Raw genomic sequence first — 17,014 nt, forward strand, 5'->3', positions numbered from 1 at the left:
ATGACAGCATTAAGTGAAAGTATTGCAGATTACGAAAATCAAAAACAACAAGAAAATTATTTAGATGCATCTAACAATAAACGTCAAGACTATGACAATGCAGTCAATGCGGCTAAAGGTATTTTAAACCAAACTCAAAGTCCGACAATGAGTGCTGATGTGATTGATCAAAAAGCTGAAGATGTTAAACGTACGAAAACTGCGTTAGATGGAAATCAAAGATTAGAAGTTGCTAAACAACAAGCACTTAATCATTTAAATACCTTAAATGATTTAAACGATGCTCAGCGACAAACTTTAACTGATACTATAAATCACTCTCCAAACATCAATTCAGTGAATCAAGCTAAAGAAAAAGCTAATACTGTTAACACAGCAATGACTCAACTGAAACAAACTATTGCTAACTATGACGATGAATTGCATGACGGCAATTACATTAATGCAGATAAAGACAAAAAAGATGCTTATAATAACGCTGTTAACAATGCTAAACAACTGATTAATCAATCTGATGCTAATCAAGCACAACTTGATCCAGCTGAAATTAATAAAGTTACACAAAGAGTCAATACGACTAAAAATGATCTAAATGGTAATGACAAATTGGCTGAAGCTAAAAGAGATGCTAATACAACCATTGATGGTTTAACTTATCTAAATGAAGCTCAACGTAACAAAGCTAAAGAAAATGTAGGCAAAGCTTCTACAAAAACAAATATTACGAGTCAGTTACAAGATTACAATCAATTGAATATTGCTATGCAAGCATTACGTAACAGTGTGAACGACGTTAACAATGTTAAAGCAAATAGCAATTATATAAATGAAGATAATGGTCCAAAAGAAGCTTACAATCAAGCCGTTACTCATGCTCAAACATTGATAAATGCACAATCTAACCCTGAAATGAGCCGTGACGTAGTAAATCAAAAAACACAAGCAGTAAATACTGCCCATCAGAATTTACATGGACAACAAAAGTTAGAACAAGCACAAAGTAGTGCTAATACAGAAATCGGTAACTTACCAAACTTAACTAATACTCAAAAAGCTAAAGAAAAGGAACTGGTAAATAGTAAACAAACTCGTACGGAAGTACAAGAACAACTTAACCAAGCTAAGTCACTAGATAGTTCTATGGGCACGTTAAAATCATTAGTTGCTAAACAACCTACAGTACAAAAAACAAGTGTTTATATTAACGAAGATCAACCTGAGCAATCTGCCTACAATGATTCCATTACAATGGGACAAACTATAATTAATAAAACAGCTGATCCAGTACTTGATAAAACTTTAGTTGATAACGCAATCAGTAACATTTCAACTAAAGAGAATGCACTGCATGGTGAACAAAAATTAACAACTGCTAAAACGGAAGCAATTAATGCACTTAATACATTAGCTGATTTAAACACACCTCAGAAAGAGGCTATTAAAACAGCTATTAACACTGCTCATACAAGAACTGATGTAACTGCAGAGCAAAGTAAGGCTAATCAAATAAATAGTGCAATGCACACGTTGAGACAAAACATTTCTGACAACGAATCAGTAACAAACGAAAGTAATTATATTAACGCTGAACCCGAAAAACAACATGCCTTTACTGAGGCTCTAAATAATGCTAAAGAAATAGTTAATGAACAACAAGCCACTCTTGATGCCAATTCAATTAACCAAAAAGCACAAGCGATTCTTACTACTAAAAATGCTTTAGATGGTGAAGAACAATTACGTCGTGCTAAAGAAAATGCCGATCAAGAAATCAATACGTTAAATCAATTGACTGATGCGCAAAGAAATAGTGAAAAAGGTTTAGTCAACAGTTCTCAAACTAGAACAGAAGTTGCTTCTCAATTAGCAAAAGCTAAAGAACTAAATAAGGTGATGGAACAACTGAATCACCTTATCAATGGTAAAAACCAAATGATAAATAGCAGTAAATTTATCAATGAAGATGCGAACCAACAACAAGCATATTCAAATGCGATTGCAAGTGCAGAAGCGCTTAAAAACAAATCACAAAACCCTGAATTAGATAAAGTAACAATTGAACAAGCAATTAATAATATTAATTCTGCAATTAACAATCTAAACGGTGAAGCTAAACTGACTAAAGCTAAAGAAGATGCTGTTGCTTCAATAAACAACCTAAGCGGATTAACAAACGAGCAAAAAACAAAAGAAAATCAAGCCGTTAATGGCGCTCAAACTAGAGACCAAGTTGCTAATAAATTACGTGATGCTGAAGCATTAGATCAATCAATGCAAACATTACGTGACTTAGTTAACAATCAAAATGCAATACATTCAACAAGTAATTATTTTAACGAGGATTCAACTCAAAAGAATACTTATGATAATGCAATTGATAATGGCTCGACATATATAACTGGTCAACACAATCCAGAATTAAATAAATCTACTATTGATCAAACGATTAGCCGAATTAACACAGCTAAAAATGATTTACATGGTGTAGAAAAGTTACAAAGAGATAAGGGAACTGCTAATCAAGAAATTGGACAATTAGGTTATTTAAATGACCCTCAAAAATCTGGTGAGGAATCCTTAGTCAACGGTTCAAATACACGTTCTGAAGTAGAAGAGCATCTTAATGAAGCTAAATCATTAAATAATGCAATGAAACAATTAAGAGATAAAGTAGCTGAAAAGACTAATGTCAAACAAAGTAGCGATTACATTAATGATTCAACTGAACATCAACGTGGGTATGATCAAGCACTTCAAGAAGCAGAAAATATTATTAATGAAATCGGTAATCCAACATTAAATAAATCGGAAATTGAACAAAAGTTACAACAATTGACTGACGCTCAAAATGCGTTACAAGGTTCACATCTATTAGAAGAAGCTAAAAATAATGCGATTACTGGAATCAATAAACTTACAGCATTAAATGATGCACAACGTCAAAAAGCAATTGAAAATGTTCAAGCACAGCAGACAATCCCAGCAGTTAATCAACAATTAACTTTGGATAGAGAAATAAATACTGCAATGCAAGCTTTACGAGATAAAGTAGGCCAACAAAATAACGTTCACCAACAAAGTAATTATTTCAATGAAGATGAACAACCAAAACATAACTATGATAATTCTGTACAAGCCGGTCAAACTATTATTGATAAACTTCAAGATCCAATCATGAACAAAAATGAAATTGAGCAGGCTATTAATCAAATCAATACGACTCAAACAGCGTTAAGTGGAGAAAATAAATTACACACTGACCAAGAAAGCACAAATAGACAAATAGAAGGTTTATCTAGTTTGAACACAGCTCAAATCAACGCCGAAAAAGATTTAGTCAATCAAGCTAAAACAAGAACAGATGTTGCTCAAAAGTTAGCTGCAGCTAAAGAAATAAATTCTGCTATGAGTAATTTAAGAGATGGCATTCAAAATAAAGAGGACATCAAACGTAGCAGTGCATATATCAACGCAGATCCGACTAAAGTTACAGCTTACGATCAAGCACTACAGAACGCAGAAAATATCATCAATGCCACACCAAACGTAGAGCTTAATAAAGCTACAATTGAACAAGCGCTATCACGCGTTCAACAAGCACAACAAGATCTTGATGGTGTTCAACAATTAGCTAATGCTAAACAACAAGCTACACAAACTGTCAATGGGTTAAATAGCTTAAATGACGGTCAAAAGCGTGAATTAAATCTATTAATTAATTCAGCTAATACCCGTACAAAAGTACAAGAAGAATTAAACAAAGCAACTGAATTGAACCATGCGATGGAAGCTTTAAGAAACAGTGTTCAAAACGTTGATCAAGTAAAACAAAGTAGCAATTATGTCAATGAAGATCAACCTGAACAGCACAATTATGATAATGCTGTCAATGAAGCTCAAGCTACAATCAACAACAATGCTCAACCTGTTCTAGACAAATTAGCTATAGAACGTTTAACTCAAACTGTTAACACTACAAAAGATGCATTACATGGTGCTCAAAAACTGACACAAGACCAACAAGCTGCTGAAACTGGAATACGTGGTTTAACGAGTCTCAATGAACCTCAGAAAAATGCTGAAGTAGCTAAAGTAACTGCAGCAACAACACGTGATGAAGTGAGAAATATTCGTCAAGAAGCAACAACATTAGATACTGCAATGCTTGGTTTACGTAAAAGCATTAAAGATAAAAACGATACTAAAAATAGTAGTAAATATATTAATGAGGATCATGACCAACAACAAGCTTATGACAATGCTGTAAATAATGCTCAACAAGTTATCGATGAAACTCAAGCAACGTTAAGCTCAGATACAATCAATCAATTGGCAAATGCCGTAACTCAAGCTAAATCTAATCTTCATGGAGATACTAAACTACAACACGATAAAGATAGTGCTAAACAAACGATTGCTCAATTACAGAATTTGAATTCAGCTCAAAAACATATGGAAGATTCTTTAATTGATAATGAATCTACACGTACGCAAGTCCAACACGATTTAACAGAAGCTCAAGCTTTAGATGGTTTAATGGGTGCCTTAAAAGAAAGTATTAAAGATTATACTAATATTGTTTCAAACGGTAATTACATCAATGCGGAACCATCTAAGAAACAAGCATATGATGCAGCTGTACAAAATGCTCAAAATATAATAAATGGAACGAATCAACCAACAATTAATAAAGGTAATGTCACTACAGCAACACAAACCGTGAAAAATACTAAAGATGCCTTAGACGGTGATCATAGATTAGAGGAAGCTAAAAATAATGCCAATCAAACAATCAGAAATCTATCTAATTTGAACAATGCCCAAAAAGATGCAGAGAAAAATCTAGTTAATAGCGCATCAAGATTAGAACAAGTTCAACAAAACTTACAAACCGCTCAACAATTAGATAATGCTATGGGTGAGTTACGACAAAGTATTGCTAAAAAAGATCAAGTGAAAGCAGATAGTAAATATCTAAATGAAGATCCTCAAATTAAGCAAAACTATGATGATGCAGTTCAACGTGTTGAAACTATTATTAACGAAACTCAAAACCCTGAATTACTTAAAGCAAACATTGACCAAGCAACTCAATCCGTTCAAAATGCAGAACAAGCTTTACATGGTGCTGAAAAATTAAATCAAGACAAACAAACGTCTTCGACAGAACTAGATGGATTAACAGATTTAACAGATGCACAACGTGAAAAACTCAGAGAACAAATTAACACTTCTAATAGTAGAGATGATATTAAGCAAAAAATTGAGCAAGCAAAAGCACTAAATGACGCAATGAAAAAACTTAAAGAACAAGTTGCGCAAAAAGATGGTGTTCATGCTAACAGTGATTATACAAATGAAGATTCTGCACAAAAAGATGCGTATAATAATGCACTTAAACAAGCGGAAGACATTATTAATAACAGCTCAAATCCTAACTTAAATGCACAAGACATTACTAATGCTTTAAATAATATTAAACAAGCACAAGATAACCTTCATGGAGCTCAAAAATTACAGCAAGACAAAAATACAACTAATCAAGCCATTGGTAACTTAAATCATCTTAATCAACCTCAAAAAGATGCGCTTATACAAGCTATTAATGGAGCTACATCTAGGGACCAAGTTGCAGAAAAACTTAAAGAGGCCGAAGCGCTTGATGAAGCTATGAAACAACTTGAAGATCAAGTGAATCAAGATGATCAAATTTCAAATAGCAGCCCATTCATAAATGAAGACTCAGACAAACAAAAAACTTATAATGATAAAATCCAAGCTGCAAAAGAAATAATTAATCAAACATCTAATCCAACCTTAGATAAACAAAAAATTGCTGATACACTTCAAAATATTAAAGATGCAGTGAATAATTTACATGGTGATCAAAAATTAGCTCAATCTAAACAAGATGCTAATAATCAATTAAATCATTTAGATGACTTAACCGAAGAACAAAAAAACCATTTTAAACCGTTAATTAATAATGCTGATACTCGAGATGAGGTAAATAAACAACTAGAGATTGCTAAACAATTAAATGGTGATATGAGTACACTTCATAAAGTCATAAATGATAAAGATCAAATTCAACATTTAAGCAATTACATTAATGCTGATAATGATAAAAAACAAAATTATGATAATGCTATTAAAGAAGCTGAGGATTTAATTCATAATCATCCAGATACATTAGATCATAAAGCATTACAAGATTTATTAAACAAGATAGACCAAGCGCATAACGAATTAAATGGAGAATCCAGATTTAAACAGGCTTTAGACAATGCTTTAAACGACATAGATAGCTTAAACAGTCTCAATGTTCCACAACGCCAAACTGTTAAGGATAACATCAACCATGTGACAACTCTAGAAAGTTTAGCTCAAGAATTGCAGAAAGCAAAAGAGCTTAATGATGCTATGAAAGCAATGAGAGATAGCATTATGAATCAAGAGCAAATTCGTAAAAATAGCAATTATACTAATGAAGACTTAGCTCAACAAAATGCCTATAATCATGCAGTAGATAAAATAAATAACATTATTGGTGAAGACAATGCGACGATGGATCCTCAAATAATCAAACAAGCAACTCAAGATATAAATACAGCTATAAATGGATTAAATGGAGATCAAAAACTTCAAGATGCAAAGACAGATGCTAAACAACAAATTACTAACTTTACTGGTTTAACTGAACCACAAAAACAAGCATTGGAAAACATCATTAACCAACAAACAAGCAGAGCAAATGTTGCTAAACAGTTAAGTCATGCTAAATTCTTAAATGGAAAAATGGAAGAATTAAAAGTTGCAGTAGCCAAAGCGTCATTAGTAAGACAAAATAGTAACTATATTAATGAAGATGTCTCTGAAAAAGAAGCATATGAACAAGCTATCGCAAAAGGTCAGGAAATAATTAATTCAGAAAATAATCCAACAATAAGTAGTACTGATATCAATCGTACCATTCAAGAAATTAATGATGCTGAACAAAATCTTCATGGTGATAATAAATTAAGACAAGCACAGGAAATTGCAAAGAATGAAATACAAAATCTAGACGGATTAAATTCAGCTCAAATAACAAAATTAATCCAAGATATAGGCAGAACAACAACTAAACCTGCAGTAACTCAGAAACTAGAAGAAGCAAAAGCAATAAACCAAGCTATGCAACAACTTAAACAAAGTATAGCCGATAAGGATGCTACTCTAAATTCTAGTAACTATCTCAATGAAGATTCTGAGAAAAAGTTAGCGTACGATAATGCTGTAAGCCAAGCTGAACAACTCATAAATCAACTTAACGACCCAACTATGGATATAAGTAATATTCAAGCTATTACTCAAAAGGTCATTCAAGCAAAAGATTCATTGCACGGTGCGAATAAACTTGCACAAAATCAAGCAGATTCAAATTTAATAATAAATCAATCAACAAATTTAAATGATAAACAAAAGCAAGCATTAAATGACTTAATTAATCATGCTCAAACTAAACAGCAAGTGGCAGAAATAATTGCACAAGCTAATAAGTTAAATAACGAAATGGGCACACTAAAAACACTCGTAGAAGAACAGTCAAACGTTCATCAACAAAGTAAATATATTAATGAAGATCCGCAAGTTCAAAATATTTATAATGACTCCATTCAAAAAGGTCGAGAAATATTAAACGGCACTACAGATGATGTTTTAAACAACAATAAAATAGCAGATGCCATTCAAAACATTCATTTAACTAAAAACGATTTACATGGTGATCAAAAATTACAAAAAGCACAACAAGATGCAACCAATGAATTAAACTATTTAACAAATCTAAACAATTCTCAAAGACAAAGCGAGCATGATGAGATTAACTCTGCTCCTTCAAGAACTGAAGTTTCTAATGATTTAAATCATGCTAAAGCACTTAATGAAGCTATGCGTCAACTTGAGAATGAAGTTGCTCTTGAAAACAGTGTTAAAAAATTAAGCGACTTTATCAATGAAGATGAAGCGGCACAAAATGAATATAGTAATGCACTTCAAAAAGCTAAAGACATTATCAACGGCGTTCCAAGTAGCACTTTAGATAAAGCTACAATTGAAGATGCTTTATTAGAATTGCAAAATGCTAGAGAAAGTTTACATGGTGAGCAAAAACTTCAAGAGGCTAAAAATCAAGCTGTTGCTGAAATTGATAATTTACAAGCATTAAATCCTGGACAGGTTCTTGCTGAAAAAACATTAGTTAACCAAGCATCAACCAAACCAGAAGTTCAAGAAGCCTTACAAAAAGCAAAAGAACTTAATGAAGCTATGAAAGCACTGAAAACTGAAATAAATAAAAAAGAACAAATCAAGGCTGATAGTAGATATGTAAATGCTGACAGTGGTCTTCAAGCAAATTACAATTCTGCGTTAAATTATGGTTCTCAAATTATTGCAACTACCCAACCACCAGAGCTTAATAAAGATGTAATAAATAGAGCAACTCAAACGATTAAAACTGCTGAAAATAATTTAAATGGGCAATCTAAATTAGCAGAGGCTAAGTCAGACGGAAATCAAAGCATCGAACATTTGCAAGGATTAACACAATCACAAAAAGATAAACAACATGATTTAATTAATCAAGCTCAAACTAAACAACAGGTAGATGATATCGTAAATAACTCTAAACAATTAGATAACTCTATGAATCAACTACAACAAATTGTTAACAATGACAATACAGTAAAACAAAATAGTGATTTCATTAATGAAGATTCCAGCCAACAGGATGCTTATAATCATGCAATTCAAGCAGCAAAAGATTTGATAACTGCTCATCCAACTATCATGGATAAAAATCAAATAGATCAAGCTATTGAAAATATCAAACAAGCACTTAATGATTTACACGGTAGTAATAAACTATCAGAAGATAAAAAAGAAGCTTCAGAACAACTACAAAACCTTAATAGCTTGACGAACGGGCAAAAAGATACGATTTTAAATCATATTTTCAGTGCACCAACAAGAAGCCAAGTAGGAGAAAAAATTGCAAGTGCTAAACAATTAAATAATACAATGAAAGCACTTAGAGATTCTATTGCTGATAATAATGAAATTTTACAAAGTAGTAAGTACTTCAATGAAGATTCTGAACAACAAAATGCTTATAATCAAGCCGTAAATAAAGCTAAAAATATAATTAATGATCAACCAACACCAGTAATGGCAAATGATGAGATTCAAAGTGTCCTAAATGAAGTTAAACAAACTAAAGATAATTTACATGGTGATCAAAAACTTGCTAACGACAAGACAGATGCTCAAGCAACATTAAATGCGTTAAATTACTTAAATCAAGCGCAAAGAGGTAATCTTGAAACTAAAGTTCAAAACTCTAATTCTAGACCAGAAGTACAAAAAGTAGTTCAATTAGCAAATCAACTTAATGATGCGATGAAAAAATTAGATGATGCTTTAACTGGTAATGACGCAATAAAACAAACGAGTAATTATATTAATGAAGATACTTCTCAACAAGTTAACTTTGATGAGTATACAGATAGAGGTAAAAACATAGTTGCTGAACAAACAAATCCAAATATGTCTCCAACTAATATTAACACTATTGCTGATAAAATTACTGAAGCTAAAAACGATTTACATGGCGTACAAAAACTAAAACAAGCTCAACAACAGTCCATCAATACTATTAATCAAATGACTGGTCTAAACCAAGCTCAAAAAGAACAATTAAATCAAGAAATTCAACAAACTCAAACCCGTTCTGAAGTACATCAAGTAATTAATAAAGCACAAGCTTTAAATGATTCAATGAATACTTTACGTCAAAGTATTACTGATGAACATGAAGTTAAACAAACAAGTAACTACATCAATGAAACTGTTGGTAATCAAACTGCATATAACAATGCCGTTGATCGTGTAAAACAAATAATCAATCAAACATCTAATCCAACTATGAATCCTTTAGAGGTGGAACGTGCAACATCAAATGTAAAAATTTCTAAAGATGCACTTCATGGTGAACGTGAATTGAATGACAATAAAAATTCAAAAACTTTTGCAGTCAATCACTTAGATAACCTCAATCAAGCTCAAAAAGAAGCATTAACTCATGAAATTGAACAAGCAACTATAGTTTCACAAGTAAATAATATCTATAACAAAGCGAAAGCTTTAAATAATGATATGAAAAAACTTAAAGATATCGTTGCTCAACAAGATAATGTGAGACAATCAAACAATTATATAAACGAGGATAGTACACCTCAAAATATGTACAACGATACAATTAATCATGCACAATCAATCATTGATCAAGTAGCAAACCCTACGATGTCTCATGACGAAATAGAGAATGCAATCAATAACATAAAGCATGCCATCAATGCACTCGATGGAGAACATAAATTACAACAAGCAAAAGAAAATGCAAACTTATTGATTAATAGTTTAAACGATTTAAATGCACCACAAAGAGATGCCATAAATAGATTGGTTAATGAAGCTCAAACAAGAGAAAAAGTAGCTGAACAACTTCAAAGTGCTCAAGCTTTAAATGACGCTATGAAGCATTTAAGAAACAGCATTCAAAATCAATCATCCGTAAGACAAGAGAGCAAATATATTAATGCAAGTGATGCTAAAAAAGAGCAATATAATCACGCAGTTAGAGAAGTCGAAAATATTATCAATGAACAACATCCAACATTGGATAAAGAAATAATTAAGCAACTAACGGATGGTGTAAATCAAGCGAATAATGACTTAAATGGCGTTGAATTATTAGATGCTGATAAGCAAAACGCACATCAATCGATACCTACATTGATGCACTTAAATCAAGCACAACAAAACGCATTAAATGAAAAAATTAATAACGCAGTTACCAGAACTGAAGTTGCGGCTATTATTGGCCAAGCAAAACTACTCGATCATGCTATGGAGAATTTAGAAGAAAGTATCAAAGATAAAGAGCAAGTCAAACAGTCAAGTAACTATATTAATGAAGATTCTGATGTTCAAGAAACATACGATAACGCCGTTGATCATGTGACAGAAATACTTAATCAAACAGTAAATCCAACTTTATCTATTGAAGATATAGAGCATGCTATCAACGAAGTTAATCAAGCGAAAAAACAACTCAGAGGTAAACAAAAACTTTATCAAACTATCGATTTAGCTGATAAAGAATTAAGTAAATTGGATGATTTAACATCACAACAAAGCAGTTCAATATCTAATCAAATATATACTGCTAAAACGAGAACAGAAGTTGCCCAAGCAATTGAAAAAGCAAAATCATTAAATCATGCAATGAAAGCACTTAACAAAGTATATAAAAATGCAGATAAAGTGTTAGATAGTAGTCGATTCATTAACGAAGATCAACCTGAAAAAAAGGCGTATCAACAAGCTATAAATCATGTTGATTCAATCATTCATAGACAAACAAATCCTGAAATGGATCCAACAGTAATCAATAGCATAACTCATGAACTCGAAACAGCTCAAAATAACTTACATGGTGATCAGAAACTTGCTCATGCACAACAAGATGCCGCTAATGTAATTAATGGTCTAATTCATCTTAATGTTGCTCAACGTGAGGTAATGATAAATACGAATACAAATGCTACAACACGCGAAAAAGTTGCAAAGAACTTAGATAATGCTCAAGCTCTTGATAAAGCTATGGAAACACTACAACAAGTAGTTGCTCATAAAAATAATATATTGAACGATAGTAAATATTTAAATGAAGATTCAAAATATCAACAACAATACGATCGAGTTATTGCTGATGCCGAACAACTACTTAATCAGACAACAAATCCAACATTAGAACCTTATAAAGTCGATATTGTTAAGGATAATGTCCTAGCTAACGAAAAAATACTATTTGGCGCAGAAAAACTATCATATGACAAATCAAATGCAAATGATGAAATTAAACATATGAATTATCTTAATAATGCACAAAAGCAATCTATAAAAGATATGATTTCTCACGCAGCATTAAGAACTGAAGTTAAACAACTTCTGCAACAAGCTAAAATCCTTGATGAAGCCATGAAATCACTTGAAGATAAAACTCAAGTAGTGATTACAGATACTACTTTGCCTAATTACACTGAAGCTTCAGAGGATAAAAAGGAAAAAGTAGACCAAACTGTATCACATGCTCAAGCGATTATTGATAAAATAAATGGCTCAAATGTAAGTTTAGATCAAGTACGACAAGCACTAGAACAATTAACTCAAGCATCAGAAAACCTCGATGGTGATCAGCGAGTTGAAGAAGCTAAAGTTCATGCTAATCAAACAATTGATCAATTAACACATCTTAATTCATTACAACAACAAACTGCGAAAGAAAGTGTTAAAAACGCAACAAAACTAGAAGAAATCGCTACTGTTAGTAACAATGCTCAGGCATTAAACAAAGTAATGGGTAAATTAGAACAATTCATTAATCATGCTGATTCTGTTGAAAATAGTGATAATTATAGACAAGCCGACGACGACAAAATCATCGCTTATGATGAAGCACTTGAACATGGACAAGATATACAAAAAACTAACGCAACCCAAAATGAAACAAAACAAGCGTTACAACAATTAATATATGCAGAAACATCGTTAAATGGTTTCGAAAGATTAAATCATGCTAGACCACGAGCTTTAGAATATATCAAATCACTAGAAAAAATAAACAATGCTCAAAAGTCTGCTTTAGAGGATAAAGTAACGCAATCGCATGATTTATTAGAATTAGAACATATTGTCAACGAGGGCACAAACCTCAATGACATTATGGGTGAATTAGCTAACGCAATCGTTAATAACTATGCTCCAACCAAAGCAAGTATAAATTATATTAACGCCGATAACCTACGCAAAGATAACTTTACTCAAGCTATCAACAATGCACGTGATGCACTCAACAAAACTCAAGGTCAGAACTTAGATTTCAATGCAATTGATACATTTAAAGATGATATATTCAAAACTAAAGATGCACTTAACGGTATTGAACGTTTAACAGCTGCAAAATCAAAAGCAGAAAAACTAATTGATAGTTTAAAATTTATTAATAAAGCTCAATTCACACATGCAAATGATGAAATTATGAATACTAATTCTATTGCACAATTGTCTAGAATCGTGAATCAAGCATTTGATTTAAATGATGCAATGAAATCTTTAAGAGATGAACTTAATAATCAAGCTTTTCCTGTCCAAGCAAGCTCAAATTATATAAATTCAGATGAAGATTTAAAACAACAATTTGACCATGCTTTAAGTAATGCTCGAAAAGTTCTTGCAAAAGAAAATGGTAAAAATTTAGATGAAAAACAAATTCAGGGACTCAAACAAGTGATTGAGGATACTAAAGATGCTTTAAATGGTATCCAACGTTTATCAAAAGCTAAAGCTAAAGCAATTCAATACGTACAATCTTTATCTTATATCAATGATGCACAGCGTCATATTGCTGAAAATAATATTCACAACTCTGATGATTTATCATCTTTAGCAAATACATTATCTAAAGCTAGTGATTTAGATAATGCAATGAAAGACTTACGAGATACTATAGAAAGTAATTCAACTTCTGTTCCAAATAGTGTGAATTATATTAATGCTGATAAGAATTTACAAATTGAATTTGATGAGGCGCTACAACAAGCAAGTGCAACAAGTTCTAAAACTTCAGAAAATCCAGCAACGATTGAAGAAGTATTAGGTCTTAGTCAAGCCATTTACGATACAAAAAATGCATTAAATGGTGAACAACGACTTGCAACTGAGAAGAGCAAAGATCTAAAATTAATAAAAGGATTAAAAGATTTAAATAAAGCACAACTTGAAGATGTCACAAACAAGGTAAATTCAGCAAATACTTTAACAGAGTTATCTCAGCTCACTCAATCAACGTTAGAATTAAACGATAAAATGAAATTATTGAGAGATAAGCTTAAAACTTTAGTAAATCCTGTTAAAGCAAGTTTAAATTATAGAAACGCTGATTATAATTTAAAACGTCAATTTAACAAAGCTTTAAAAGAAGCTAAAGGCGTATTAAATAAAAATAGCGGTACAAATGTCAATATCAATGACATTCAACATCTTTTAACACAAATAGATAATGCTAAAGACCAATTAAATGGTGAACGACGTCTAAAAGAACATCAACAAAAATCTGAAGTATTTATTATTAAAGAATTAGATATACTTAATAATGCTCAAAAAGCTGCAATAATTAATCAGATTAGAGCGTCTAAAGACATTAAAATAATTAATCAAATCGTTGATAATGCAATAGAATTAAATGATGCTATGCAAGGTTTAAAAGAACATGTAGCTCAATTAACAGCAACTACAAAAGACAACATTGAATATTTAAATGCTGATGAAGACCATAAATTACAATATGATTACGCTATCAACTTAGCGAATAATGTTCTTGACAAAGAAAACGGTACAAATAAAGACGCTAATATCATAATTGGAATGATTCAAAACATGGATGATGCTAGAGCACTTCTAAATGGAATTGAAAGACTTAAAGATGCTCAAACAAAAGCACATAATGACATTAAAGATACGCTCAAACGTCAACTTGATGAAATTGAACACGCTAATGCAACATCAAATTCTAAAGCTCAAGCTAAACAAATGGTAAATGAGGAAGCTAGAAAAGCGCTTTCTAATATTAATGACGCAACATCAAATGATTTAGTTAATCAAGCAAAAGATGAAGGGCAATCTGCAATTGAACACATACATGCAGATGAATTACCTAAAGCAAAACTAGATGCTAATCAAATGATTGACCAAAAAGTTGAAGATATAAATCACTTAATTAGTCAAAATCCAAACTTATCAAATGAAGAAAAAAATAAACTAATATCTCAAATTAATAAGTTAGTAAATGGAATTAAGAATGAAATTCAACAAGCTATAAACAAACAACAAATAGAAAATGCTACAACAAAACTAGATGAAGTCATTGAAACTACTAAAAAATTAATTATCGCCAAAGCAGAAGCTAAACAAATGATAAAAGAGTTATCACAAAAGAAACGAGATGCAATAAATAACAACACTGATTTAACACCTTCTCAAAAGGCACATGCTTTAGCAGATATTGATAAAACAGAAAAAGATGCACTTCAACATATCGAAAATTCTAATTCAATTGATGATATCAATAACAATAAAGAGCATGCATTTAATACTTTAGCTCATATCATTATTTGGGATACTGATCAGCAACCATTAGTTTTTGAACTACCTGAATTGAGCCTTCAAAATGCTCTAGTAACAAGTGAGGTGGTTGTTCACAGAGATGAAACTATTTCATTAGAATCTATAATTGGAGCTATGACTTTAACTGATGAACTTAAAGTCAATATTGTTTCATTACCGAACACTGATAAAGTAGCTGATCACCTAACCGCTAAAGTTAAGGTTATTTTAGCTGATGGCTCATATGTCACTGTAAATGTTCCAGTCAAAGTTGTAGAAAAAGAATTACAAATAGCTAAAAAGGATGCTATAAAAACAATTGATGTTCTGGTAAAACAAAAAATCAAAGATATAGATTCTAATAACGAATTAACGTCTACTCAACGTGAAGATGCAAAAGCTGAAATTGAAAGATTGAAAAAGCAAGCCATCGATAAAGTGAATCATTCAAAATCGATTAAAGATATTGAAACAGTAAAACGAACTGATTTTGAAGAAATAGATCAGTTTGATCCTAAACGCTTTACGCTAAATAAAGCTAAAAAGGATATCATTACTGATGTTAATACTCAAATCCAAAATGGTTTCAAAGAAATTGAAACAATAAAAGGTTTAACTTCTAATGAAAAAACTCAGTTTGATAAACAATTAACTGCACTACAAAAAGAATTTTTAGAAAAAGTCGAGCATGCTCATAATTTAGTAGAATTAAATCAATTACAACAAGAGTTTAATAATAGATATAAACATATTTTAAACCAAGCACATTTACTAGGTGAAAAACATATAGCAGAACATAAATTAGGATATGTTGTAGTAAACAAAACTCAGCAAATACTAAATAATCAATCTGCTTCTTACTTTATAAAACAATGGGCACTTGATAGAATTAAACAAATTCAACTAGAAACGATGAATTCAATTCGTGGTGCGCATACCGTACAAGATGTACACAAAGCATTATTACAAGGTATAGAGCAAATCTTGAAAGTAAATGTAAGTATTATAAATCAATCTTTCAACGATTCCTTGCATAACTTTAATTATCTTCATTCAAAATTTGATGCTAGATTAAGAGAAAAGGATGTTGCAAACCATATCGTACAAACTGAAACATTCAAAGAAGTTCTAAAAGGAACGGGTGTTGAACCAGGTAAAATCAACAAAGAAACACAGCAACCAAAACTTCATAAGAATGATAATGATAGCCTATTCAAACATTTAGTTGATAATTTCGGCAAAACTGTAGGTGTTATTACATTAACTGGTTTACTTTCTAGTTTCTGGTTAGTTTTGGCTAAAAGACGTAAAAAAGAAGAAGAAGAAAAACAATCGATAAAAAATCATCACAAAGATATTCGTCTTTCAGATACTGATAAAATAGATCCAATTGTAATAACTAAGCGTAAAATAGATAAAGAAGAACAAATTCAAAACGATGACAAACATTCAATTCCAGTTGCTAAACATAAGAAATCTAAAGAAAAGCAATTGAGTGAAGAGGATATTCATTCAATCCCCGTCGTTAAGCGTAAACAAAACAGTGATAACAAAGATACAAAACAGAAGAAAGTTACTTCTAAAAAGAAGAAAACGCCTCAATCAACTAAAAAAGTTGTAAAAACCAAAAAGCGTTCTAAAAAGTAAAATATATCTTTAACACAGAACAAGAGGCTGGGACATAATTTCTAACAAATTAGCCAGTAAATGAGTTTATTATAAATTCATTTACTGGCTTCTTTATTTA

Annotated in this window: 1 protein-coding gene (only partly in view); it reads left to right on the forward strand. The window is 31.3% G+C overall.

Translation table 11 applies throughout. The annotated features are described in order from the left end of the window. Positions 1-16,914 carry the 3' portion of a hyperosmolarity resistance protein Ebh gene (gene ebh / locus AC1Q7N_RS02780; RefSeq protein WP_145376282.1) on the forward strand. Its footprint begins 13,536 nt before the window's first position, so 16,914 of the gene's 30,450 nt are visible here — the last part of the coding sequence; the start codon falls outside the window, past its left edge; it ends in the stop codon at positions 16,912-16,914. Positions 16,915-17,014 lie beyond the last annotated feature (100 nt).

The sequence above is a fragment of the Staphylococcus sp. GW823-FHT05F06 genome (assembly GCF_058795495.1).